This is a genomic window from Bradyrhizobium sp. BTAi1 (genome assembly GCF_000015165.1).
Classification (GTDB): Bacteria; Pseudomonadota; Alphaproteobacteria; order Rhizobiales; family Xanthobacteraceae; genus Bradyrhizobium; species Bradyrhizobium denitrificans.
On record NC_009485.1, the window covers coordinates 3454593 to 3478071 of the forward strand.

At 62.0% G+C, this 23479-nt stretch carries 19 protein-coding genes and 1 pseudogene; 14 read left to right on the top strand and 6 right to left on the bottom strand.

From position 1 onward, the window contains the following. Positions 1-181 precede the first annotated feature (181 nt). Both BBTA_RS15445 and BBTA_RS15450 read left to right on the top strand, forming a co-directional pair. Positions 182-1282, top strand: coding sequence for an LLM class flavin-dependent oxidoreductase (locus BBTA_RS15445; RefSeq protein ID WP_012043422.1), 1101 nt, complete (start codon positions 182-184; stop codon positions 1280-1282). A gap of 38 nt (positions 1283-1320) precedes the next feature. Then, a complete protein-coding gene (locus tag BBTA_RS15450; RefSeq protein WP_012043423.1) occupies positions 1321-2100 on the top strand; it encodes a MetQ/NlpA family ABC transporter substrate-binding protein in 780 nt (259 codons plus the stop codon). A gap of 59 nt (positions 2101-2159) precedes the next feature. On the opposite strand, the gene BBTA_RS15455 is transcribed toward BBTA_RS15450, so the two are convergent. Continuing rightward, complete coding sequence (locus tag BBTA_RS15455) at positions 2160-3143, bottom strand: ABC transporter substrate-binding protein (protein ID WP_041750664.1); 984 nt, start codon at positions 3141-3143, stop codon at positions 2160-2162. A gap of 446 nt (positions 3144-3589) precedes the next feature. Here BBTA_RS15455 and BBTA_RS15460 point away from each other — a divergent pair, with 446 nt between their 5' ends. From BBTA_RS15460 to BBTA_RS15485, 6 genes and pseudogenes are all read left to right on the top strand, one after another. Further along, a complete protein-coding gene (locus BBTA_RS15460; RefSeq protein WP_172236253.1) occupies positions 3590-4684 on the top strand; it encodes an ABC transporter substrate-binding protein in 1095 nt (364 codons plus the stop codon). Beyond that, positions 4662-5680 (top strand): annotated as a pseudogene (locus BBTA_RS15465) (ABC transporter permease). Before BBTA_RS15460 ends, BBTA_RS15465 begins: the two are co-directional and overlap by 23 nt. Further along, entirely contained in the window at positions 5674-6465 is a 792-nt protein-coding gene (locus tag BBTA_RS15470) for an ABC transporter ATP-binding protein (protein WP_012043426.1), read from the top strand. Before BBTA_RS15465 ends, BBTA_RS15470 begins: the two are co-directional and overlap by 7 nt. Next, positions 6459-7643 (top strand): acyl-CoA dehydrogenase family protein, encoded by a 1185-nt coding sequence (locus BBTA_RS15475; protein WP_012043427.1) that lies wholly within the window; start codon positions 6459-6461, stop codon positions 7641-7643. The genes BBTA_RS15470 and BBTA_RS15475 overlap by 7 nt, the downstream gene beginning before the upstream one ends. A gap of 20 nt (positions 7644-7663) precedes the next feature. Further along, complete coding sequence (locus BBTA_RS15480; RefSeq protein ID WP_012043428.1) at positions 7664-8767, top strand: LLM class flavin-dependent oxidoreductase; 1104 nt, start codon at positions 7664-7666, stop codon at positions 8765-8767. Further along, positions 8764-9705 (top strand): ABC transporter substrate-binding protein, encoded by a 942-nt coding sequence (locus BBTA_RS15485; protein WP_012043429.1) that lies wholly within the window; start codon positions 8764-8766, stop codon positions 9703-9705. Before BBTA_RS15480 ends, BBTA_RS15485 begins: the two co-directional genes overlap by 4 nt. 570 nt (positions 9706-10275) lie before the next feature. Here the strand turns inward: BBTA_RS15485 and BBTA_RS15490 are convergent. Both BBTA_RS15490 and BBTA_RS15495 read right to left on the bottom strand, forming a co-directional pair. Beyond that, a complete protein-coding gene (locus BBTA_RS15490) occupies positions 10276-10536 on the bottom strand; it encodes a pyocin activator PrtN family protein (protein WP_041750666.1) in 261 nt (86 codons plus the stop codon). A gap of 457 nt (positions 10537-10993) precedes the next feature. Further along, the gene (locus tag BBTA_RS15495; protein ID WP_244424430.1) at positions 10994-14983 is read right to left on the bottom strand and encodes a helix-turn-helix transcriptional regulator; all 3990 of its coding nucleotides are present in this window, start codon (positions 14981-14983) and stop codon (positions 10994-10996) included. Positions 14984-15198: 215 nt separating this feature from the next. On the opposite strand from BBTA_RS15495, the gene BBTA_RS15500 reads away from it, so the two are divergent. Together BBTA_RS15500 and BBTA_RS38170 are read left to right on the top strand one after the other, a co-directional pair. Beyond that, positions 15199-16329 (top strand): Fic family protein, encoded by a 1131-nt coding sequence (locus BBTA_RS15500; protein WP_012043432.1) that lies wholly within the window; start codon positions 15199-15201, stop codon positions 16327-16329. Between the two features lie 38 nt (positions 16330-16367). After that, positions 16368-17243, top strand: a complete 876-nt coding sequence (locus tag BBTA_RS38170) for a TIR domain-containing protein (protein WP_012043433.1) — start codon at positions 16368-16370, stop codon at positions 17241-17243. 160 nt (positions 17244-17403) lie between these two features. Here BBTA_RS38170 and BBTA_RS15510 read toward each other — a convergent pair whose 3' ends face one another. Both BBTA_RS15510 and BBTA_RS15515 read right to left on the bottom strand, forming a co-directional pair. After that, positions 17404-19368, bottom strand: a complete 1965-nt coding sequence (locus BBTA_RS15510) for an AAA family ATPase (RefSeq protein ID WP_012043434.1) — start codon at positions 19366-19368, stop codon at positions 17404-17406. 263 nt (positions 19369-19631) lie between these two features. Next, positions 19632-20405 carry a DUF5677 domain-containing protein gene (locus tag BBTA_RS15515; protein ID WP_148221445.1) on the bottom strand — a complete coding sequence of 258 codons (774 nt, stop codon included), beginning with the start codon at positions 20403-20405 and terminating at the stop codon, positions 19632-19634. Positions 20406-20853: 448 nt separating this feature from the next. On the opposite strand from BBTA_RS15515, the gene BBTA_RS15520 reads away from it, so the two are divergent. From BBTA_RS15520 to BBTA_RS15535, 4 genes are all read left to right on the top strand, one after another. Continuing rightward, positions 20854-21267 carry a hypothetical protein gene (locus BBTA_RS15520; protein ID WP_012043437.1) on the top strand — a complete coding sequence of 138 codons (414 nt, stop codon included), beginning with the start codon at positions 20854-20856 and terminating at the stop codon, positions 21265-21267. Positions 21268-21274: 7 nt separating this feature from the next. Next, positions 21275-21724 (top strand): hypothetical protein, encoded by a 450-nt coding sequence (locus BBTA_RS15525; protein WP_012043438.1) that lies wholly within the window; start codon positions 21275-21277, stop codon positions 21722-21724. A 2-nt stretch (positions 21725-21726) separates the two neighbouring features. After that, positions 21727-22461 (top strand): SOS response-associated peptidase, encoded by a 735-nt coding sequence (locus BBTA_RS15530; RefSeq protein ID WP_012043439.1) that lies wholly within the window; start codon positions 21727-21729, stop codon positions 22459-22461. Between the two features lie 126 nt (positions 22462-22587). Beyond that, the gene (locus BBTA_RS15535; RefSeq protein ID WP_041750667.1) at positions 22588-22851 is read left to right on the top strand and encodes a hypothetical protein; all 264 of its coding nucleotides are present in this window, start codon (positions 22588-22590) and stop codon (positions 22849-22851) included. Positions 22852-22866: 15 nt separating this feature from the next. On the opposite strand, the gene BBTA_RS15540 is transcribed toward BBTA_RS15535, so the two are convergent. Then, positions 22867-23475 (bottom strand): hypothetical protein, encoded by a 609-nt coding sequence (locus BBTA_RS15540; protein WP_012043441.1) that lies wholly within the window; start codon positions 23473-23475, stop codon positions 22867-22869. Positions 23476-23479: the final 4 nt, after the last annotated feature.

Consider the following 23479-nt stretch of genomic DNA (forward strand, 5'->3'; position numbering starts at 1 on the left):
TTCCCACGAAACATCGCGGACCGGAATAGAGCGGTATTCCAATTGTCGTCGCGGTTGGAGGTTTTCGGTTTCCGCCGTGAGCCAAAAGCGGCAAGAACTTCTTTTCTGAATTTGTTAGTAGGATAGCCGGAGATCGTGCCGCGCCGCGGGGACGATCCGGACGCGTTCGCGAGGTTCGATCATGGTTCATCCGCTTCGTTTCGGCATCTGGGCGTCGGTGCATGGCCCGCGCGCGGCCCATCAGGATCCGGAGGAGCCCTATGATGCGTCGTGGGAGCGCAATCGCGCTCTCGTGTTGAAGGCGGAGGAGCTCGGCTACGATGCCACGCTGGTGGCCCAGCACACGATCAATCCGCATCAGGAGGATCTCGATCAGCTGGAGGCCTGGAGCGCGGCCGCGGCGCTCGCCGCGCTCACCAGCCGCATCGAAATCATCACTGCCATCAAGCCATACCTCTTCCATCCCGTGGTGCTCGCCAAGATGGCGCTCGGCATCGAAAACATCAGCAGAGGTCGCTTCGCGATCAACCTCGTCAATGCCTGGAACAGGCCGGAGCTGGCGCGCGCCGGGATCGGCTTTGCCGAGCACGATGAGCGCTATGCCTATGGCCGGGAATGGATCACCGTGGTGTCGCGGCTGCTGCAGGGCGAGCGCCTGACCTACAAAGGCAAATATTTCGATGTGCAGGACTACGCGCTGCGGCCGAAGGATCTCTATCGTGCGCGGCCGCGCATCTATGTCGGCGGCGAATCGGAGCCGGCGCGGGCGCTGGTGGCCGATCATGGCGATGTCTGGTTCATCAACGGCCAGCCGCTCGCCGATGTCGCCGCGCTGATCAACAATGTCGCCTCCCGGCCGAGAGGCGCGGCCGTGCCGCTTCGCTTCGGCCTGTCGGCGTTCGTGATCGCGCGGTCGACCGCGGCGGAGGCTGATGCGGCGCATGAACGACTGCTGCGGCTTGCGGAGAAGGACGCGCCGATGAAGGCGATCCAGAAGCAGAACACCGACCCCAAGGTCGTCATGATGCAGACCATGCAGAAGAGCGCGCGGGTGGGCAGCAATGGCGGTACGGCCGCCGGGCTTGTCGGCAGCTATGACGAGGTGGCCGATCGCATCATCGACTTTCATGCCGCTGGCATCGAACTGTTCATGCTGCAATTTCAGCCCTTCGAGGCCGAGATGACGCGGTTCGCCGAAGAGATCATCCCGCGGATACGGCAGCGCCAGGCCGAGCGCGGCGTTGAGAGGTCCCACCGTCAGGCGGCCGGCCGCGTCGGCTGATCGACGCGGAGACAGAATCGATCATTGGGAGATTTCAGATGTTGCGACGTTCTTTGCTGCTGGTTTCGGCGGCGCTTGCCTGGTCGAGCGCGGCCATGGCGGACACGATCAAGATCGGTGTCACGCCGGGGCCTCATGCGCAGATCCTCGAGGCGGTGAAGCCGATTGCCGCGGCCAAGGGGCTGGAGATCCAGCTCGTCGAGTTCTCGGACTATGTGGTGCCGAATGCCGCGCTCGACGCCGGCGAGATCCAGGCCAACTCGTTTCAGAACCAGCCGTATCTGGACAACCAGAAGGCCGATCGCGGTTACAGGATCGAGGCGGTCGCCCTGACCGTCAATTTCCCGATCGGAGTCTACTCGAAGAGGCACAAGAGCTGGGCCGACATTCCTGATGGCGGCAAGGTCTCGATTCCGAACGATCCGACCAATGGTGGCCGGGTGCTGCTGCTGTTGCGCGACAAGGGCGTGATCAAGCTGAAGGACGGTGTCGGCTTCAAGCCGACCGTGCTCGACATCACCGAGAATCCCAAGAAGCTGAAATTCGTCGAGGTCGATGCGGCGCAGGCGCCGCGGGCGCTGGACGACGTCGATGCTGCCGCGATCAACACCAACTACGCGACCCAGGCGGGTCTCGATCCGGTGAAGGATCCGATCCTGCGCGAGGACCCCAAGGGGCCCTACGTCAACCTGATCGCAGTGCGGGCCGCCGACAAGGACAAGCCCTGGGTGAAGACGCTTGTCGACAGCTACAGGACGCCGGAAGTCAAGGAGTTCGTCCTGAGCAAGTTCAAGGGTGCTGTGCTGCCCAGCTGGTAGGGTCTGGCGTTCACGAACGGCCGAACGGGGCTTGCCTCGTTCGGCCTGGTTGCGCGAGCTCAGTTCGATCCGGCCGGCACCGTGAAGCTGCGATCGACGGCTTTGCTGACGTCGAGCGTCCTGCTCAGGATGCCGTAGCGCGTGGCGCGGTCCGAGGCTGCCTGCACCTCCGTCACGACGACGTCATCGATGACGATCGGGGTGGTGCGCTGCGCCTGATAGGCCGCCAGCAGGACGTCCTCCGGCAGTTTCGTCAGCTCGGCCGTGCTTCTCGCATAGTCGGCGACATGGTCGAGGGACCACAGGCGCGCCTGGTTCAGCCGGTTGACGAAATCCTGGAGCGCGGCGCGCTTGGTGGCGATGGCGGTGTCCGAGGCGACGATGAAGGTGATGGTCGGCGTCAGGCCCTCGCCATGCGAGACCACCCGCGCACCATCCTTCAGCGTCGCGTAGGAGATGTACGGCTCCCACACCGCCCAGGCATCGACGGAGCCAGCCAGTAGCGCGACCTTCGCATCGACCGGACCGAGCGGGGCGAAGGTGGCCTCGTCGAGCTTGTAGCCGGCCTTCTCCAGCGTCGCATCGATCAGGAACTGTCCCCAGCCGCCGCGCGTGCCGGCCAGTCTCTTGCCCTTCAGATCGACCGCGGATTTGATCGGCGAATCCTTGCGCACCAGGATCGCCTGCGTCTTCGCATCGGAGCGCGTGCCGCCGATGGCCTTGATCGGCGCGCCGCCGGCATAGACCGTCAGGAACGACAGGTCGCCAGTGTAGCCGACGTCGAGCGAGCCGGCATTGATGGCTTCGAGGATGGGCGCGGCTGCGGGGAACTCGGCCCACTCGATCTTGTAGGGGAGGTCGCGCGCGAGACCGGAAATCTCGAGCAGCGAGCGGTTGCCGCCTTTCTGGTCGCCGACACGCAGCACGATCGAGTCGCCTGCCGCAGCGAATGCCGTTCCGGCGAGCAGCAGCGCTGTGCCGAGCGTGGCCGCCACCAGCCCTCGCCGATCGATTGAACCGTGTCTCTTCGAAGCCGCCGTCATTCCGTCGTATCCTGAGTGTCGTTGCTGAAAGCTGAACTGTAAGACGGTCCGGCAGAGCGTCAATGAAATGGCCGACTGATTTGCAGCCGTGCCCGGCAACGATCGTGTCGTTAACGCATCAGTCCGTAGGACGTTGTCGCACCGTTATTCGCAGCCGGACGAATCCGCAGTCCGTCTTGCGACCGTCGAGCATGATCGGGACAACTACGAAAGAAACGGATTTCATCGCCTGGGTTGCAGTGCGGGGAGATAATCACTTGGTGCGGCGGTGTATTCGAAAATCCATTTCATTGACGGCTGGTCCGCTCGCCCGCATCATTTGTGCATGAATTCATGCGGTGAAGACCGCCATCTTGTCTGATGATTGATTGACGCACGCCGCAGGACGGGTGCGCGGACGCCATGCGTCTGCGCCCGCCGCGGAGCATTTCCCGGGGGAGATAGTGATGAACGAAGAGCGTAGGACACCCACGATGCTCGACCGGCGGAGGCTGTTGCAGGCCGGCGCTGCGGCAGCGATTGCGGCGCCGCTTGGCGGGTATGGGGCGCAGGCATTGTCGCTGCGCGCGACACCGCAGATCGATCTCTCGCAGTTTCCGATCTGCAGGACCGCGACGGATGGACCAGCCCTCACGGGGGCGCCGCGCAAGCTGAAACTGTCCTGGAATGCCGGTGCGGTCTGCCTGACGCCGGTCCCGGTGGCGATCGATCAGGGCTTCTTCAAAAAGCACAATCTCGACGTCGAGCTGATCAACTACTCGGGCTCGACCGACCAGTTGCTGGAGGCCATCGCGACCGGCAAGAGCGACGCCGGCCTCGGCATGGCGCTGCGCTGGCTGAAGCCGCTGGAGCAGGGTTTTGATGTCAAGATCGCCGCCGGCACGCATGGTGGCTGCATGCGCGTGCTGGTGCGCGCCGACTCCGGGATCACCAAGCTCGCAGACCTTAAGGGCAAGGCGGTCGCGGTCGGCGATCTCGGTGGCCCCGACAAGAACTTCTTCTCGATCCAGCTGGCGCGGCTTGGCATCGATCCGGTGAAGGACGTCGACTGGCGGGTCTATCCGGGGGCCGTCGTCAACGTCGCGGCCGACAAGGGCGAGACGCAGGCGTTCCTGGCCTCCGATCCGCTCGCTTATCTCTGGCTCAAGGACCCCGCCTACAAGGAAGTGGCCTCCAATCTCGACGGCGAGTATCAGAACCGGGTCTGCTGCATCCTCGGGCTGCGCGGCAGCCTGGTGCGCGACGAGCCGGCCGTGGGGCGCGCCATCACCCAGGCGCTGCTCGATGCCGCGATGTTCACGGCACAGAATCCGAGCGAGGCGGCGAAGTCGTTCCAGCCCTACGCGCCGAAGCAGGCGACGCTGGCCGATCTCGAAGGCATGGCGCGCTACCACACCCATCATCACCATCCGCATGGTCCGGCGCTGAAGCAGGAGCTGAAGGCCTATGCCGACGACCTCAAGGTCGTCTCCGTGTTCAAGCCGAGCACCGACACCAACAAATTTGCCGAGCGAATCTATGTCGACATTTTCTCTGTCTGACGCCACCACCGCCGGCGGACTCGAACGCGGCACCGGTCTGGCTGACAGGCTGCGTGAACTCGCGCCGGGCATGGCTGCAGCATTGGCGTGGGCGCTGTTTGGCGTGTCCTGCCTGGTGCGGGAAGATGTCGGCGATTGGTCACGCACGACGGATCTCGCCGTCGCGGACTTCGTGATCGCAGCGCTGGTGCTGGTCGCCGGTCTGACCGCGTCACGGCTCGGCCGCGCCGGCGCGGCCTTGCGCAAGCGCAGCCCCTGGCTGATCGCAGTCGGCGTCTTCTTGTCGGCGTGGGAACTCGCGACAGCCAAATTCGCCTGGCTGCCGCTGCCATTCTTTCCCCCGCCGCAAGCCATCATCGAGGTCTACACCGACGATCTGCCGAAGCTGCTCGACAGCGCATGGGCGTCGGTCAAGCTGCAGCTCGGCGGCTATGTCATCGGCGCTGCGATCGGCTTCGTGACCGGTGTCTCGATCGGCTGGTCGACCAGGATCGGCTACTGGGTGCATCCGGTGTTGCGTTTCATCGGTCCGTTGCCGGCCACGGCGTGGCTGCCGATCGCGTTCTTCACCTTCCCGACCAGCTGGAGCGCATCGACCTTCCTGATCGCGCTCGCGACCGGCTTTCCCGTGACGGTGCTGACTTGGTCTGGCGTCGCCAGCGTGCCGACACAGCTTATTATGACGTCGCGCGCACGCTCGGCGCCAAGCCCTGGTTCCTGGTGCTGAAGGTCGCAATTCCCGCGGCGCTGCCTCATGTGTTCGTCGGCCTGTTCATGGGGCTCGGCGCCTCCTTCGCTGTGCTGGTCGTTGCCGAGATGATCGGCGTGAAGGCTGGGCTCGGCTGGTATCTGCAATGGGCGCAAGGCTGGGCCGCTTATGCCAACATGTATGCCGCGCTGCTGGTGATGTCGCTGCTGTGCTCGGGCGCGATCACGCTGCTGTTCAAGACCCGCGACCGTGTGCTGGTCTGGCAGAAGGGGGTCGTCAAATGGTAGTCGTCGCTGAGGCGACACGGGCGCAATTCCCCGGTGCTGCGATCGACATTGCGCATGTCGATCATGCCTTCGATATCGACGGCGCCGAGCTCAAGGTGCTCGACGACGTCAGCCTGGTCGTCGAGCCCGGCGAGTTCGTGGCGCTGCTTGGACCATCCGGTTGCGGCAAGTCGACCTTGCTGCGCCTGATTGCCGGCCTCGACAAGCCGCGCAGCGGCGCGCTGCGCGAGGATGATGTCAGCATCAAGGGCCCGCATCCCTCGCGCGTCGTCGTGTTCCAGGATCCGACCTTGTTTCCCTGGCGCACCGTCTGGGACAATGTCGCGCTCGGCCTGGAGGCGCAGGGCATCCTGAAGAAGCAGCGGCATCGCGTCGACGCCGCGCTCGATCTCGTCGGCCTGGCCGATTTCCGCAATGCCTATCCGCACCAGCTGTCCGGCGGCATGGCGCAGCGCGTCGCGCTGGCGCGCGCGCTCGTCAACGATCCCAAGGTGCTGGTGCTGGACGAGCCGCTCGGCAAACTCGATTCGCTGACGCGCATCGCGATGCAGGCGGAGCTCGTGACGCTGTGGCAGCGCAAGGGATTCACGACGCTGCTGGTCACCCACGATGTCGAGGAGGCGCTGGTGCTCGCCAACCGCGTCGTCGTTCTCAGCGACCGGCCGGCGCGCATCAAGGCCGACATCGTCGTGGACAGGCCCTATCCGCGGCATCGCGGCGATCCGCATCTTGCCGATCTGCGCCGTCAGATCCTCGGTCTCCTCGGATTGGAGGCGACATGGTAGCCGCTGTGGAAAGCATCCTGTCGCGCCAGACCGCGCCGGCAAACGAGGACGAGGTGATCGCACGTGCGCTCCGGCTGGTGCCGGTGTTCGCCGAACGCGCGCCGCTGCATGATCGGGATCGCAGCTTCCCGTTCCAGAACTTCCAGGACCTGTTCGAGGCGGGCCTGCTGTCGCTGACGGTGCCGATTGCACTCGGCGGACACGGGGCCGGCGCAGGTCTCACGGCGCGTGTGCTCGGGATCATCGCCGAAGCCGATCCGTCGACCGCGCTGGTGCTGGCCATGCACTACATCCAGCATTTCGTCATGGCGCGGCATCAGGAATATCCGCCGCGGCTCGCGCGCAAGCTGGCGCGCGACTCGGTCGAGCGCGGCGCCCTCATCAACACGTTCCGCGTCGAGCCGGCGCTGGGCTCGCCGTCGCGTGGCGGCCTGCCCGAGACGATTGCGCGTCGGACCGAGACCGGCTGGCGGCTGAGTGGGCACAAGATCTATTCGACCGGCGCGCCGATCCTGTCCTGGTACTCGGTGTGGGCCAAGACGGATGAGGCCGAGCCGCGGCTCGGCCTGTTCCTCGTGCAGGCGGGACTGCCCGGCATCAGCATCGTGGAGACCTGGGACCATCTCGGCCTGCGCGCCAGCGGCAGCCATGATGTCGTGTTCGACGACGTCGTTGTTCCGCTCGACCACGAGATCGAGCTGCGCAAGCCGGAGGACTGGCGCGTGCAGAACCCGACCCAGGCGCTGGTGCATGCGGCCTTTGTCGGCGCGATTTATGACGGCGTCGCCCGCGCCGCCCGCAACTGGATCGTCGATTTTCTCAAGACACGGACCCCGTCGAGCCTCGGCGCGCCGCTGGCGACCTTGGCGCGGGCACAGGAGGTGCTCGGCGCGATCGAGGCGCGGCTGCAGGTGAATGCGCGGCTGATCCATAGCGTCGCGCGCGATTTCGACGAGGGCCGCGTGATCAGCCCCGTGGAAGGCAACGTGATCAAGCTCACCGTGACCAACAACGCGGTCGCCGCGGTCGAGGATGCGCTGTCGCTGTCGAGCAACCACGGGCTCAGCCGCGCCAATCCGCTCGAGCGGCACTATCGCGATGTGCTGTGCGGGCGCGTGCATACCCCGCAGGACGACGCGACGCGAATTGCTGCCGGCCGTCTGGCGCTTGGACTTTGAGATTTCAGGAGAGAGGACCCATGTCCGACATCGAATTCATCGGCTTCATTTCCAACAACAACTCGTCCGAGACGATCGTGCGGCAGGGCCCGGTGCTCGATCCCGTGCACATCGAGACGGTCGCGAAAGCGCATGAGAATGCCGGCTTCGACCGCGCGCTGCTGGCGTTCCACTCGACCTCGCCGGACAGTCTGCAGGTCGCGCAGCATGTGCTGGGCGTGACCTCCCGGCTCAACGTGCTGATCGCGCAGCGGCCGGGCTTCACTGCGCCGACCTTGCTAGCGCGGCAGTTTGCGGTGCTCGATCAATTCTCCAGGGGCCGCGTCGCGTTGCACGTGATCACCGGCGGCAACGCCGCCGAGCTGCGCCAGGACGGCAATACGCTGGACGACAAGAGCGAGCGCTACGCCAGGACCAGCGAGTTCCTCGACATCGTCCGGTCGCAATGGACCAGCGAGAAGCCGTTCAGCTATGCCGGCAAGTACTACCAGGTCGAGAACGCGTTTGCGCAGGTCAAGCCGTATCGCAAGGAGGGCATCCGGATCTATTTCGGCGGCGCCTCGGATGCCGCGATCGACGTCGCCGGCCGCCATGCCGACACCTATGCGCTGTGGGGCGAGTCCTACGCCCAGGTGCGCGAGCAGGTCGCCCGCGTCAGCGCCGCGGCCGCCAGGCACGGCCGGCCGGCGCCGCGCTTCTCGCTGTCGGTGCGGCCGATCCTCGCCGAGACCGAGGAGAAGGCCTGGGCCAAGGCGCAGGCCGTTCTCGAGCGCGCCACCGCATTGCAGGACCAGACCGGCTATCGCAAGCCGGCCGACGGCCATGCCACCGATGGCGCGAAGCGCCTGCTCGCGATCGCCGAACAGGGCAAGCGCGTTGACAAGCGGCTGTGGACCGAGATTGCCAAGCTCACCGGCGCCAACAGCAACACCACGGCCCTGGTCGGCACGCCGGAGCAGGTCGCCGAGGTGTTCGGCGATTATTACGACCTCGGCATCAGCCACTTCCTGATCCGCGGCTTCGATCCGCTGATCGATGCCATCGAATATGGCCGCGAGCTGATCCCCGCGACGCGGCAATTGATCGCCGCCCGGCAGCGCGCCAAGGGAGTGGCGGCGGAATGAAGCGTGTTCTCGCTGTTGCAGGCATCTTGCTCGCATTCACCGCATCGGCGCTCGCGCAAGTCAGCTTGCGTGTCGGCGACCAGAAGGGCAATTCGCGCGCCGTGATGGAGGCGGCGGGCGTGCTCAAGGACGTGCCTTACACGATCGAGTGGAAGGAGTTCGTCGCGGCGGCGCCGCTCCTGGAGGCGCTCAGCGCCGGCGCGATCGAGACCGGGCTGGTCGGCGACGCGCCGTTCACCTTCGCGGCGGCTTCGGGCGTGCCGGTCAAGGCCATCGCGGCGATCCGGCAGACCCAAGAGGGGCTCGCAATCTTGGTGCCGGAGACCTCGCGCATCAGGAGCTTCGACGATCTCAAGGGCAAGACCATCGCGACCGGCCGCGGCTCGATCGGCCATCAGCTTGTGCTCGCCGCGCTGGAGTCGCGCGGCTGGACCACCAACGATATCCAGCTCGTGTTCCTTCCGCCGTCGGACGCCAAGGTCGCCTATACGCAAGGCTCGGTGGATGCGTGGTCGACATGGGAGCCGTATGTGAGCCAGGAGGAGGTGCTGTTCAAGTCACGCCGCATCATCACCGGCGAAGGATTGACGCCCGGCCTGAGCTTCCAGGTGGCAACGCCAGCGGCGATCAAGGACAAGCGCGCCGCACTTGAGGATTTCGTGCAGCGCCTCACCGCCGCGCGCGCCTGGTCGCTCGGCAATGTCGAGAGCTACGCCGAGACCTGGGGCCGGCTGATGAACATTCCGCCGGCGGTGCCGCTCAATTGGCTCAAGCGCGCCAAGGTACGAATCGCGCCGATCGACGACAGCGTGGTCAGCGACGAACAGCGGACGATCGACCTCTACACGCGCAGCGGCCTCATCAAGGAGCGGCTCGACGCCGCAGCCATTCTCGATCGCTCGTTCGCCGCGGCAATCGCGAAGGGGGCGGGGCTCTGACGCCTGTCCGTTCTCGACGCTCCCTGGTCTGATCTCGTTCCATTCCTCTTTTCCGTAGCCCGTTCCGGTGTCATGGTCCGGTTTCTGCTCCCGGGAATGCGCCGGAGGCGCGCTTTTTGCGCTTGCGGGCACTTCGCGTTCCCATTACCTGCCGTGCTGCAGTCGCGGTCTGACGCCGGATGAAGTCCGGCGCGGTCCGCGGCTGATCGGATCAAGAGTTCGGATCGGCTCCCAGGTGCCTGAACAGACTTCAAAATACGGCTCCGCCGGAATCGGACGCTTCTCCGTGGCGCCGATGATGGATTGGACCTGTTGCTAAGAAAAAGCGAATAAAGCCAGCAGTTTAAGGCGAGTTTTTAGCTCGTGTTGTACCTTTTGTCGTACCGGCTAAGCGCGCAGGATCCCAGCGCTCCAAGGCCACTTCGATCCGCAGGAGAAGCGCAGGGGGAGCCCGAGTCGACTTAGAAGCCGGCACCAGTTTGGCTGGATGCCGGGCGCTAGGACGGGAGCCCGGCGCTGACAGCGAATCGCGACGCTGGTCTTATGCCAGGGAGCTCTGGTCGACGCGCTTCAGCTTATGAGGGTGTTCAATTCCTTGCGCGCAGCTTCAACCCGAGCATCCAAGTATCGAGCGAGATCCACCAGATGTACGCCCTTCGCGCATTTTTGGCTGGCTTCCATACGTACCAAGGGGATTGGAATTTCCCCCGCGCCAATCTTCTGGACGAGCTTCGTGGGGCTGAGATGTGAAAAATAATCGCGGCAGACGTCCTCAATCGGAATGATGGCTTTGGCACCATACTGCGCCATCAGGAGAAATGCGGTGTTCATGACCAGAACCGTTAGATGCGCTCTCGCCACGCGCGATTGGAGCTGACCTGTGCATCCTGATCGAAGAAATCGGGATAAGGGAGGTCCTGGGATTAGGATCGAAGATTTGGCTAGCATAGAGCGAGAAGGGCGAGTCGTTTGGTCAACCGGTACAAAATGAACAACGGCGCAACCTCCATAGACCAGGTCTACTGACTGAGGGTCGGACGTTCGAATCGTTCCGGGCGCGCCATTTAAATCAAGCACTTAGCCAAAATCACCGTTTGAGTTTTGAAAACTAAAACGGTTTTTCAAACGGTTTTGGTGTGCGACGCCGATGATCGTCGACGGTGCTGCCAGGCGGCGATAGAGCAGAGACCGGACAATCAAGGGGAGGCGAGAAGTGAATCCCTATCTGATTTGATCGCTCTGACTGAGCTCACTTCGGGCGCAATAGAGATTGATCCATTGGCAGCACTTACCGCCAATCTAGCCGCTCCGCATCTTGGTCGTGTGCCGTTGCTTGGCGGTCGTAATCCTTGGCGAGATTCTCAAGAATTCCCGATGTGCGCGGCCAATCAAATGCCGTGGCCTGGGACCAGTCGCGGTATTGCTTGGCAAGCTGCCTTTCCTGACTACCACCGGCCCCATACGCCCGCGATGTCACCCCCCGGCGGTTAAACTTCCCGACCATTACCCCCGTTTCGAGATCGCGACTGCGGATCGCTTCGATCACCTCGCGGACGGGTACAGCGGGCCAGATGCCGTCTGCGTCGACCTTTGAGGCCGAAAGCAGCTCCCCGATCTTCTGGTCCGCAATGACACCCCGGCCCAAGGCATGCGCAAGTTTGCGTGCTTCTTTGATCCAAGCTTCCAGCTTCGCGCCGTCAATAGATCCGTCTGCTTGCGTGCCTGGGATCACATCCCATATTCGCAGCAGCCTGTAAGCTTGGTTTGCGACGGCCTGGGCATGCTCCTCATTTTCGACGGGTGGTTCAACCACCTCACTATCTTGCGTCGGCTTATAGACGGCCGAAAGTAGTTGAACGAAAAGGTCGGGATTGGAAGCAAGCTCTGCCATGACCCACTTCGCTTTGCGCTGTGAGTGCTCAAATAGAGGCAGATAAAGCCATTCCAGCTTGACGAGGGTATCAGTCGACATATCTTTCGCCTCGTCTAGGCGTTTGAATATCTCCTCCGCATAGTACTGGAGCATCTGGTCGTTCCCGTCCAGTTCACGCTCGACCGGCTGGCTTCCTGCCTCGAACAGTGCTCTCGCAAGTAGCTCAGAGGCGAATGTCGTTCCGCCATGCAGGTGATAGCCAATAAAGTGGACGCTGGCGCGTGCTCGTCCCGCCTCGATCAGCTTCTCGACGACATATGTGGGGTCGGCGTCGTCTTCCTTGCTCCACAAGATATTGAACCGCTTCCAATACAATGCCTCGATGACCTCGCCCGCACGTTTGGTGAGGCTCCAAACCCAGCCCGCTGCGGGCAAGGCCAGAAGGATCGTCAGGAGTGCCTTGTCGCCCCAGTCGCCCTTCAGCGTCTCATCGAACAAGCCTTCGGCCCATGCGCGGCCAGCACTCCGGTACTTGGTCCAGACTAAACCTCGCGCGAAGACCTGATCTGCATCTCGTTCGCTGCGTAGCGCCTGCACCAAAAGTGTTCTCTGAATATCTTCAGGTGCATCAGATTGCGCGATCGCTTGACCGAGAAATCCGGGTTCACGGACCGTCTCGATCAGGTCGAAGAATCTCTCTGTCCCATGGGCTCGGAGGAGAGCAGCTGCTGCAACCGCTCTTTGCGACTGAAGGAGCTTCTCATCCTTGTCCCAGTCGCCAGTGGGGTTGGGCAGGGAGACCGAGGGGTCAAACAACCAAGCAACGCTCTCGATTGGATCCAGCGGCGCGAGGGCATCGTAAATTACCTGAAGTTCTGCGATGTCCTCCTCGGGAAGCACCCAATCGGCATCCCTGAAGCTTCGATGATGGTGCAGCACGCCCCTAAGTTTAGTACGAAGCAGCTCGCGATCGTCCTTCGTGGGATTGCCCTGAGCGACCTGCTTTAGCTGCTCGGCCGCCTTTTGGCGGCGGTCGCCCAAATCACTCCATCGGTCAAGTAGCGCGACCCAGCGGGCGGCGTTCGAGCCAATGTCCTCCAGGAGGCGATCCAAAACCGCTTCCGCCCCTTTCCCGATGAGCTGATAGGTGACGACTTCCTTCTTGTCGGTCGAGAAGTCTCGCCACCGCGTGGACGGCGTTGGCGAGAAAGAATCGTGACCGGTGGGCAAGATACCGAGCATCAGCTTCCAAGCGGGCTTCGGATAGCGCTTCCTGATCCGGTCCAAAACTTTGAGGCGCTGGCTGAACGTAGCGTTCGTCTGCGGGCTCCAGAGCAGGAACGCGGTGCGAAGGCTGGCCGCCGGTCGGTTCAAATACCTGCCGCCGCGGTCCATCTCGTCTAATCGGGCTAGCACGAGGGAAACATGAAGCAAAAGCTGCGGCGACCAGGCGAGCGACTCTAGCGCCCACAGCAAGTCCGAGATGTGCTCGGCGCTGCCGAAAACAGGGTTCTCGTCAGGCTTGAAGAGTGCCGCGATCGGTGGATCTTCACTATCGAGGCTGTCGTCCACTGCCGAGAGAAATTCGTCTGGGGAAGCTTCCGCGAGCAGCTGGAAATCTCGCGACAAGGACCACCAGCGCTGGCTGTCGGCACCTCGCAGCACTTTCCGGACGATCATGTCGGGATATTGAGAGGCGTGGGGCACCATGGCCGCGCGATCCCCGAACAGCGCAAGCAAAATAAGGGTCTCGCCCAAGCCATGTCTCAAGTAGGCGGAATAGGCCGGTACGATGCCCCGCATCGACGCGTACCAACGGTCTTCGGGGCTCAGGGTGTATCGCGGATCGGCCGCACTCAGCACGTCGACGATGGCGGCCTCGTATCGCTCGATATCCGCGGCCGTGAAATGAGAGGCCACAAGCAGCCAGGCGTCCCGTGGCGAAGCCACTTTCCAGGCTGCTCCAACCTTGCGGATCGGGCTGTCGAACTCGCCGACGTAGGGCGCGATACTAGCGATGAAGGCCTCATAGGGCATCTCAGACAGGCGCGACAGGATCGCCCTGTCCGCTTCTTTGTCTTCATCCCACATTCCGGCCAATAACGCCGCGAGCAATGACCGGGAAATCGTACCCTGAGCCCAATTAGGTAATCGGCTCGCAACCCCGGGCATCAACCGGCGCAGAATCGCTAAGCTTCGGGCAGAATCCCGGGCAAAAGCCTTGGCCTTCTCTTCCGGAAGGCCACTATCGATCAGTGCGGCTTCGATCCCGTCGCGCGACGGACGACTCAGCTTCCGCACGGTGCCGATTGAGCCAGGGTTCTGGCCGAACGCCGCCAGAACGTGATGGCCTTTTGTTGAGATGGCCTCAGCAACTCCGGCCTCAGGCTCGAGGATGACGATGATCAGTGGTGTACGACTGCTCGCAAGCTGCCGGGCTGCGTCGGAGCTTGAGGCAACGACGCAGCGCGCGAAATAATGCTCCGCGATATCGGGGGGGAGCTGATTGATCGTGGCGTAGGCAAAGGCCGCGACTTCCTCGGAGCTTTCGTTCTGGAAGGCGACGACCGAATGCTCGCCGCGCAACCATCGGAGCAGGACAGCGCTGTCCTCGCTACGATCGCTGAGGACCACGTCGGGAGGAAGCGGCCACTGGGTGGCGCGGGACCACTCGTCCCAAACTTCTTCCAGTTGGCGCACGCCAGCTGGGCGCTTTCCTAGGGCGCTCGCCAGCCACTGGCCTACCGCCGGGTACTGTTCGATCCAGTGGACCAGATCCGTGCCGTCATAGGCTTTGACATCCTTCCAGGGACCTTCAGCGCGTTTCTCTTGAGCCCATTCGTCCTTCTTGGGCCAAGGACGCGGTGTGACGAAAACGAAGGAGGTTTCGCTCTGGTTTAGGCCGAGCGGATCTTTGGTTCGCTTTACGTAATCCTCATTGGCTTTGCCGGCGATTCCCTCGCGCTGTGTGCCGATCTCCCAGCCGGTGGCCCCGGCCGGGACGTATTCGGACGCAGAGGCGGCATGGGTGGTGCCGTCCCAACCTGCAAACTGGACGGCTTCATCGGACGGGAAATGCAGCGTGGCGCCTCCGCTTGCCCGAACGAGCTTCGAGAGCAGGGTTGGCATTGAAGCCTGGCCGTCGCGGCGCTCCGCCCATTGAGCCAGGTCGGTGCCGTTTACATATCGGATTGGCGCTCCGGACTTGGTCAGGTCGGCAAGCTTCGGCAGGGCCGGCCCCAGTACGGCGCCTCCTGCCGGAAACGAGATCCCGGCCCGTTCGAAAGCCGCACGCATGGCTTCTGCGTTCTGCGGAACCGGCGTTCGGCGGCCCCGTTCGAAGTCGGCTACGGTAGAGGTTGCGACATTGGCATGGGTCGCTAGGTCCTGTTGGGACCAGGCCAAGAGGGCCCTCGCGGCACGAGCCTGTGCGGGCGTGAGATCCGGGAAAGGGGCGGAGCTGGGCTTCTTCATGTCATATTATTTATATGACATCCTATCTCATCGTGCAAGTCTTTGTCGGTGAAGAGATAAATGCCCTTATTCCAATCACCAGATGATCGGAATGCCTTGAAGATGAAGAGATTAGCCCCATACTCCGCTCAAGGGGTGCAAAGACTATGGTTTATATTCATGAAAGAGCGGAGTGGCCCGACTTCGAGTGGAACACCGAAAAGCTCTCCGAAACGCTCGCCCAGGTCCGCCATAAGCAGGGGCGACTGCTTGGTCGAATGGAGCGTCTTGGGTTCCAGCTGAAGGCGGAGGCTTCCCTCCAAACGTTGACCGAGGAGGTGGTCAAGTCGAGCGAGATCGAGGGCGAGATCCTGGACCGCGACCAGGTGCGGTCGTCGATTGCCCGCCGGCTCGGGATGGACATTGGCGCGCTTACTCCCGCCGAACGGCACATCGAGGGGGTGGTCGAGCTGATGCTCGATGCGACCCAGAAATACGACCAGGCCTTGACCGCGGAACGGCTGTTCGGCTGGCATGCCTCCCTATTCCCGACGGGACGAAGCGGGATGCAAAAGATCACGGTTGGCGGGTGGCGTACCGACCAGACGGGACCAATGCAGGTCGTGTCAGGGGCTTTTGGTCGCGAGCGCGTTCACTTTGAAGCGCCGGCTGCCAGGCGGCTTGAAGCCGAGATAAAGGGGTTCCTGGAGTGGTTCAACGCCGACCAGGGCCAGGACCCTGTGATCAAGGCCGCGCTTGCGCATCTGTGGTTTGTGACCATCCATCCTTTTGAAGACGGCAACAGACGAATCGCGCGTGCGATCGCGGATCTGGCGCTCGCGCGTTCCGAAGAAAGCACGCAGCGCTTCTACAGCATGTCCGCGCAAATCCGGAAGGAGCGTAAAGCCTACTACGACATCCTTGAGCGAACCCAGCGTGGGACCCTCGACATCACCAACTGGCTCGACTGGTTTCTCGGTTGCCTGGAGAGGGCCTTCGACGGTGCCGACACGATTCTCGGGAGTGTCTTGCAGAAGGCAGCCTTATGGGAGAAGCACGGGGCAAGCGCTCTCAACGACCGGCAGCGATTGCTGCTAAATCGCGTGCTCGACGGCTTTGAGGGAAAGCTCACTTCGTCAAAATGGGCCAAGATAGCCAAAGTCTCGCAGCCGACCGCCACGCGCGACATTGACGATTTGATCAAGCGCGGCATCCTCAAGAAAGACGCCGCGGGCGGCCGAAGCACCAGTTACTCTCTTGTGCTTGGCGAGCCGGACCAAACTGATCGACCCGCCTAACGGATCTTGCAGATATGAAACCAGGAGCATCCTGAATCATGGCTGTCGGCAATCGACACGTTGACCTTGCGAAGGCGCTTAGGGAAGCGAAGGAAGCGGCAGAGTCGGCCGGCAGCCTTGAGTGGATCAGTGCCGCTTCTGCAGTTGCCCACTTGAAGCCGCACCTTGAGAATTCTGCACATGCTGCCAAAATGCGTATCTGTGAATTTGCGTACGACAAGTTGATTCGAGCGAAAGCGCGCCGCTACGTAGTCGGCGATGCAATCCGTGATGATGTGGCACTCCCTCACGTGTTTTGGTGGGCCAAAGGCCATGCCGCGCTCACTCAGAACTGGCCGACTGGCAGTTTTAGCACTTACATCAATGATACCGAACACCGGGCCTTTGGCGTATTATTCCCTCGCAAGGACATCGAATCCATGATCCCTGAAGACGCCCAACCAGTCACGTTGGAGCCTGCAGCGGCAAGTAACAAGATTTTTCTTGTTCATGGCCGCGACGAGGCGGCTAAAAACGAAGTGGCGCTCTTCCTGCGCAATCTAGGGCTGGATCCGATTATTCTGCATCTTCGACCAAATAGCGGTCGGCACCTGCTCACAAAGTTCAGGGAGGAGGCAGACGGAGCGAACTTCGCTGTGATCTTAATGACGCCAGACGATGTTGGAGGCATTGCGGGCGCGGACGTTCAACCAAGAGCGCGTCAGAACGTCGTGTTCGAGCTCGGCTTCTTCATCGGAAAGCTCGGCCCGGCACATGTGGCGGCGCTCTTGAAGTCGAATGTAGAGAAGCCGTCTGATTTTGACGGTATCGCCTACATTTCCTATGGGCAGGGGACATCCTGGAAAACGGAGCTGGCGCGTGAAATGCACCACGCCAGGATTCCTTTTGACGCCTCTGCGGTCCTTACCGCTTAGGTCAGGCCCACGCCCATCTACGTGGACCCTGCGTATGTGTTACGAGTTGACCGCGCCAACTCTGAGGTGACGCGACGAGCGATAGCCATCAAGCGAGATTGCGAGTATCAGGCTAAAACCAACGAAAATGCCCTCCCCACTAGTTGGGGCGCTGCTTTCCCTATTTAAGAAGTGCATTTAGCGCCTGGAATGCAGCCTCAAAGTTGCTTTTGGCCTCGCTGGGCAACTTCTTGCCTAGCTTCTTTGAGCTTTCGCTGAAGTACCGGGCGGGGCGGTAGTGACTGAAAGTTCCATTCTTCAGGGGATGCTCAACGAGGTACTTTTCGACCCGCTGCAGTATTCTCGGTTCCTTGGAATTCAGGGCGTTGATATCAATTGGCGCCGAAAGCTGGGCCTCGAACTCAGCGTTGACCAGGTCAACATAGAACGCTGCGCCGAGCATATCTTCGATATCTGCCTCCGCCGTCTTCGTGAAGTCCGCAAAAGTCATCACGTTGGCTTTCTTCAACAGTTTTTCTCGATACAATCCCTCGATCTTCTTCTGATCGGCGACCTGGCTATCAATTAGCGTGGCAATCGTCATTCCTTTTTGAGAGCCCAGCAAGGCCACAAATGTCGGGACTTTTGCAGAGCCGCCGACCGGCGTTATTGTCCAACGAGGATCCAGCCCGGTCCGCTTTTCTTCCTGCAGTATCGAAGACACAGCCTGCAGAAAGAGCAGATCGGCGGCTCCTTCAACTACCACAGTATAGGGGCCGATGAACAAGGTCTGGTGCAGCTCGTAGCCAAGCGCACCCTGGAGGGGAAAAAGGCTGTCGGGATTGGCTGCAAAAATATCTTCCAGGACGGTTGTCCCTTCCGCCCCGATATCGGCGTCCTGTTCGGCATCGATACTCTTGTCCTGCACGATGCGGACCCGGTCAAAATGCTCGGGGTCGACCATGAACGGCGAATGCGTAGAATAGATGAGCTGGTGAGAACCCTTTAGCTCCGTCTCGAAATATCTCAGAAGATCGTGCTGCGCTTTGGCGTGAAGCGTCAGCCCAGGTTCGTCCAGCAGTAGGATCATAGGCTCGGCGCCTTTCTTGACGTCCGAGTACCAGGCCAGGAAGGAGAAGAACCACACAAAGCCTCGCGAGCGGCTTCCCAGCTCTGTCGTGACCTGGTGGCGACTGTCGAACACGCCGCCCCATATATTGGTGCCTTGCTGCATGCCGGGCGGGTCGCCAGGCCGCGCCGGCCGTACGTCGAACGACATACGGAGGTGCTTGTTCTGCGACCAATATTTCAAAACTTGCCGGCTCAAATGGTTGCTGGCGCCTTCAAGCTTATTTTTGAGCTCTATGGTGCTCGCCGGATTGATGAGCTCGGGCAACTTTAAGCGTGCGAGCCGAATGAGGCCGAGCAGCGGATGATCTGACGGTTTCAGCTGGTTGCTGTTTTCACGGTTGATCAGGGCGTCGATATTCTCGTGCCCCGTCATCTGGTAGTATTCGTCAAAGTACAAAAACTTGGGCTGGCGGGACGAAAGCAAACGATTATAGATGTGCCCCATCAGGCCGTTTTGCTTAATGTCCTCCAACGTGGTGACAAGCTGTGAGACCTGTACTGTTTGCTCCTGCGATTGCAGAACCGGGGTGAGGGCGTCGGGCGTTAGCTCAACGCCCTTTAAAGCGGCTCTGGTCTGAGCGGAAAGGTCCGCTTTGCTGATAAGATGTTCGAAACCTTTTCGATCGTCGACTGTGAATTTGTATGCAATTGCGTTTTCATAGTTCTTGACAAAGCTGATCATTGGAGTTGAGACGCAATCCGGACCGAAGACATCGGCAATAGCCGAGATCTCGTCTGCGTCCAATTCGTAGCAAGCCTCGATCGGTTGAGCGACTGCTCGCTTGCCGGTTTCGACGTCGTGCCGGTAGTCTTCGACCTCCATTCGCGGATAATCGTTGGTTACGTCAAAGCTTCCGTCGGCTGGGATGACAGGATTGAGCCGATAAAGAGCCTTTAGTAGTGCACTTTTGCCCGCTTCGTTCTTCCCCACCAGACATGTGATGTCGGAGACGGTAATGCGGCCGGAGTCGCGGACACTCTGGAAATCGCGAACATGAAACCATTTCAAATGCACGGCCTGTCCTCACAAAATGAAAAACAACCAGGGCTAGATTATGCTTGCTGGGGCCCGCTCCACAAGCGGTGGGGCGGCGCGGCCCCCAAGGCGGTCAAGGCCAGGCCCTTCGGGCAAAATTCGCTAGCCGGGTAGTCGGTCGCTTCGCTTCCTCCGGCCCACACCAACCCGGCGCATTCCGGCCTGTGACAGCCAACCCCGCTCATCGGCGCTCGCCCAGTCCCGGTTGCGTACATGACAGGACAACTGAGTGGTGCGCACGGTCAGGCAGAAGCGGCCTTGCCGGTCTTTTTTCCTGCCCTTGAGCGGTTTGAAAGGATCGTGTGCTGTTCGGCAATTGCGTTAAGCTTTTGCCCCCCGGATGTGCCGCCGATAATCTGGTTTACGGCCACGCATACCCCCATGGTTGCCATAGATAGATACTCGTAGGTCTCTTCAATCTCCGCAGTCTTCACAATGGGGACTGTGTCGAACCCGGGCCCTTCAGGATGGTCGGGAACGACATACCGGTTTAGAGCCGAAATCGACGGGTGTGCGGAGTCCGACGATAGTTGCGAGTAGAAGATGTACGTTTGTTTGAAATCATCGCGCATGCTGGCGACGACCTTCGGGTTGAGCGTCTTGTTGGCAAGTCCGCTTCGGTTCAGGTCGCGCATTTGATCGCGCAGTCGCTGTTCAACTTCCTGATCGAGAGTGTACTCACCTGCGAAGATCGCTTGGCCAAGCGCTCTGCGGTGGCTCAGCTCGTCATCTCGCATTTGTTTGACGAATTTATCTCCGTCTTCCGCAAGCCCAACGACCCAGTAGAGATTTTCCAAGCAACACCGGGTTATTGTTCGCGCCTCTACAATCTGCCCAGAATCGAGCAGGATTAGCGCGGCTTTCAAGTTTGAGGCCGTGCGTGCGAGCAGCATCAACGCGAGGAACTGGGGATCGGCAAAGCCCTTCGGCGTAATCTTGACGTCAGCCGTCGCGAAGATCGCCGTGGCGCATTCGCCAATGGTCGCGCATTGCGACTTCCATTCGTCCTGTATCATCCGCTTGCTCCTTTGCTGTCTAATGCCGGCGGCGCGATAATCCTCGACCACCTCGCGCCCTGACGTGATAGTTGGCATCTCAACCGGCTGATCCCGAACCTCGGGTTCGATGCCCTGCTCACGCCAGGCGGCCTCAGGGAAGAGTGTAGCCCCGCAACGACTTGATCGCCCTAGGCAGCCTCTTGGCGTCCGATCTTCAGAAACTAGAAGGCATCAGCCCCGAGCCTTACCAAGGTTCTCAGATTGAGGTCGGCTCGGCGAGTGAGGTCCAAAATGCTGGTGTATGGCTTGGTGCCCGTGTTGTCGACCAAACATGCCGTCGGCTTCCGTGAGGCCGCGCGATGGCGAGGTGGCTAGAGGAAGGCTCTGACAACGCTGAGCGCCCGGTGCGAGCCCCGACTTATCCCGCTCTCTAACGGACTCGACTTCGAGTTCTTGATATGTTCTCATGATGGCCATGACCGACCGCCCCGCAAGCTGGCGTATGCCGAACCGGAAGCAGATGGAGGAAGTGGCCCGCTACCTCGGCAGAAAGGCCCCGCCGGTGCGCGGACTCGCTCCGAACGACTGTCTGCCTGAAGAATACTGGCAGGCGCCCCTGGAGGCGGCCAACGCTGCCGAAAGGCTTCCGTCGCCCAGAGGCTCCCTGAGCCAGCTGCGGCTGGGCGAGATCGCCGACCACGTGCTGCGGGTGGGGTGTCGGCGCTGCGGGCGCACGGTCGAGATCCAGAAGGATGATGCTGTTCGCCTGTATGGCTCGGAGGCGACTTGGCGCGACGTCGGCCAGCGCCTTCTGGACGACACCTGCACGCAGCGGACCGGCCGCTACGAAGAGGACGGCTGCTGGCCGTCATTCGACTGACTGTCGGATGGCGCCCAAGCATCATCCGACGCCGCTCTCCGGAGGCGACCGGAAGGCTCTCGCCAAGGAGCTCGGTCGGGCGAGGGCGATGACGACAATTCTCGCCGAGCAGGCGGCCGAGGTGCGGGCTCAGGGCGAGGCTCTGATCCGGCAGGCCGACCGGCTCCTTTGCGAGTCGTGGAATGAGCGCATGTGGGCAAACGGCGGTCCGGTCGATCCGTCTCCCACGATCGACCAAGCAATCAACGGCGGCTATCCCTGGTTGGGAATCGCGTGCTCGCGCTGCAAAGCGCGGCGTGAAGTGGACCCGGCCACGTTGCGCCGCCCGTCGACCACCTTCATCCACGACCTCGCCGGCCGGCTCAGGTGCAGCAGGTGCGCCAAGGTCAATCGCAGGCCGCCAGCGACGCTGCTACAGTTGGCGCAGCGCCCGCGCCAGGCCGCTCCGGAGACCTGACGATGTGCAATCTGTACTCGATGACGAAGAACGCGGACGCGATCCGCCGGCTGTTCGGCGTTTCGCCTGGGAGCGACCACACGGGCAATTTGCCGTCCATGCCCGGCATCTTCCCGGACTATCCGGCTCCCATCATCCGCAATTCCGCCGCCGGCCTGAAACTCGCGATGGCTCGCTGGGGCATGCCGTCCTCAGCCAAGGCGCTCATGGACGCCACCAAGAAGCGGGCCGAGAAACTGCAGGCGAAGGGCAAGGTGGCAGACTTCAAGGAACTGCTGCGGCTCGAGCCGGACAGCGGCACGACCAACATCCGCAATGTGACCAGCGCGCACTGGAAGCGTTGGCTCGGCCCGGAAAATCGGTGCCTGGTGCCGTTCACCAGTTTCTCCGAGTACGACACCATCGATGGCAAGAAGGTGCCGGTCTGGTTCGCTGCCGACGAGAGCAGGCCGCCGCTGGCGTTCGCCGGCCTCTGGACCAGCTGGACGTCGGTCCGCAAGGCGAAGGAGGGCGAGGTCACGATCGACGTCTATGGCTTCCTGACGTGCGAGCCGAACGCCGAGGTCGGCCGCGTCCACCCGAAGGCGATGCCGGTGATCTTGACGTCTCCCGAGGAATTTGACGCCTGGCTGCGCGCCCCCTGGGACGAGGCGAAAGCGCTGCAGAGGCCGCTGCCGGACGGCGCGCTGCAGATCGTGGCGACCGGGCCAAAAGAGGATCCCGCAACGTCCGGCTAGCGTTCGGCACTGCTCTGCCGAACTGGTGAAGACGCCAGAGCCCCGACGATTGCGAATCCCTGCTGCGCGGTAACTGCTCGGAACGAGCAGGCGAGTGGAAGGATTCGTTCAGCAGGAGTGACTTCGATGCTGATGACGACGGAACGACGGGCGGCAATCCGCAGCCTGCGCGGCTGGGCGATCTCCGTGCTGCAGGAGGCGGGAGCAATCCAGGAATGCGAAGAGCATGGCTGGGCGAAGGAGCGGGCTGACCCTCATGCGCGCGAGCGAGCCTTTGAAATCGCGACCCAGAATCCGCCGACCGGCGTCTCTCGCGAAGATGCGGTCGCGGAAGTTAGCCACGTGCTGGATTCGATCGGCGATACCTGCCCGGAGTGTCCGCCCGACTAACATCGGCGGGCGAATCTATTCGCGGACGCGACGTAGTGCGTCTCTGAGCTTCTCCCTCTCGGCCTCCCAGCGCCGGTCTTCGGCTTCGATCCGCTTCTCAAGATCGCGCCGCTCGGCTTCGAGATTCCCAAGCCGCTCATTGTGCTCCTGCTGCGCAGCTTCTAGCGCCGCTTGCGCTTTCGCGATCAGCTTTTCGCGCCGAGCCCGTTCCTTCTCCCTGATAGCCTCCTCTTTGCGCCGCTGAGCGTCTCGACGCCGCTGTTCGCGCTCGAACTGGGCTGCGGCCTTCCGTGAATCTTCAACGCTCACTGTCGGGGCCGCACGCCGCTTTGCCTCTGGACGTCCGGCCTTCTTTTTCGGAATACTTTCCTCATCATCCAGATCGGGCAGTTCAGACTGCTCAGCAAATCGTCCCGTCGACCCGGCCGGACGCTTCAGAACCACGCCCGGCTTTGCCATGGTGGCGGCAATGACGTCCGGATCTTCGGTCTCCGTTGCGGCTCCCTGGTGAAAGAGATTGCTGCCCGCGCCCCATGCCTCCAGCGCTGCCTTCATGGAGGGCGCCGCGATCGCGAGATCGTAGAAACCAAGTGAGGTCTGATAGGTCTTCAGCTTGCGCGGCACCGGA

Coding starts and splice junctions, on each gene's coding strand:
- BBTA_RS15445 (WP_012043422.1), top strand. CDS start 182: ATGGTTCATCCGCTTCGTTTCGGCATCTGGGCGTCGGTGCATGGCCCG.
- BBTA_RS15450 (WP_012043423.1), top strand. CDS start 1,321: ATGTTGCGACGTTCTTTGCTGCTGGTTTCGGCGGCGCTTGCCTGGTCG.
- BBTA_RS15455 (WP_041750664.1), bottom strand. CDS start 3,143: ATGACGGCGGCTTCGAAGAGACACGGTTCAATCGATCGGCGAGGGCTG.
- BBTA_RS15460 (WP_172236253.1), top strand. CDS start 3,590: ATGAACGAAGAGCGTAGGACACCCACGATGCTCGACCGGCGGAGGCTG.
- BBTA_RS15470 (WP_012043426.1), top strand. CDS start 5,674: ATGGTAGTCGTCGCTGAGGCGACACGGGCGCAATTCCCCGGTGCTGCG.
- BBTA_RS15475 (WP_012043427.1), top strand. CDS start 6,459: ATGGTAGCCGCTGTGGAAAGCATCCTGTCGCGCCAGACCGCGCCGGCA.
- BBTA_RS15480 (WP_012043428.1), top strand. CDS start 7,664: ATGTCCGACATCGAATTCATCGGCTTCATTTCCAACAACAACTCGTCC.
- BBTA_RS15485 (WP_012043429.1), top strand. CDS start 8,764: ATGAAGCGTGTTCTCGCTGTTGCAGGCATCTTGCTCGCATTCACCGCA.
- BBTA_RS15490 (WP_041750666.1), bottom strand. CDS start 10,536: ATGAACACCGCATTTCTCCTGATGGCGCAGTATGGTGCCAAAGCCATC.
- BBTA_RS15500 (WP_012043432.1), top strand. CDS start 15,199: ATGGTTTATATTCATGAAAGAGCGGAGTGGCCCGACTTCGAGTGGAAC.
- BBTA_RS38170 (WP_012043433.1), top strand. CDS start 16,368: ATGGCTGTCGGCAATCGACACGTTGACCTTGCGAAGGCGCTTAGGGAA.
- BBTA_RS15515 (WP_148221445.1), bottom strand. CDS start 20,405: ATGATACAGGACGAATGGAAGTCGCAATGCGCGACCATTGGCGAATGC.
- BBTA_RS15520 (WP_012043437.1), top strand. CDS start 20,854: ATGATGGCCATGACCGACCGCCCCGCAAGCTGGCGTATGCCGAACCGG.
- BBTA_RS15525 (WP_012043438.1), top strand. CDS start 21,275: ATGGCGCCCAAGCATCATCCGACGCCGCTCTCCGGAGGCGACCGGAAG.
- BBTA_RS15530 (WP_012043439.1), top strand. CDS start 21,727: ATGTGCAATCTGTACTCGATGACGAAGAACGCGGACGCGATCCGCCGG.
- BBTA_RS15535 (WP_041750667.1), top strand. CDS start 22,588: ATGCTGATGACGACGGAACGACGGGCGGCAATCCGCAGCCTGCGCGGC.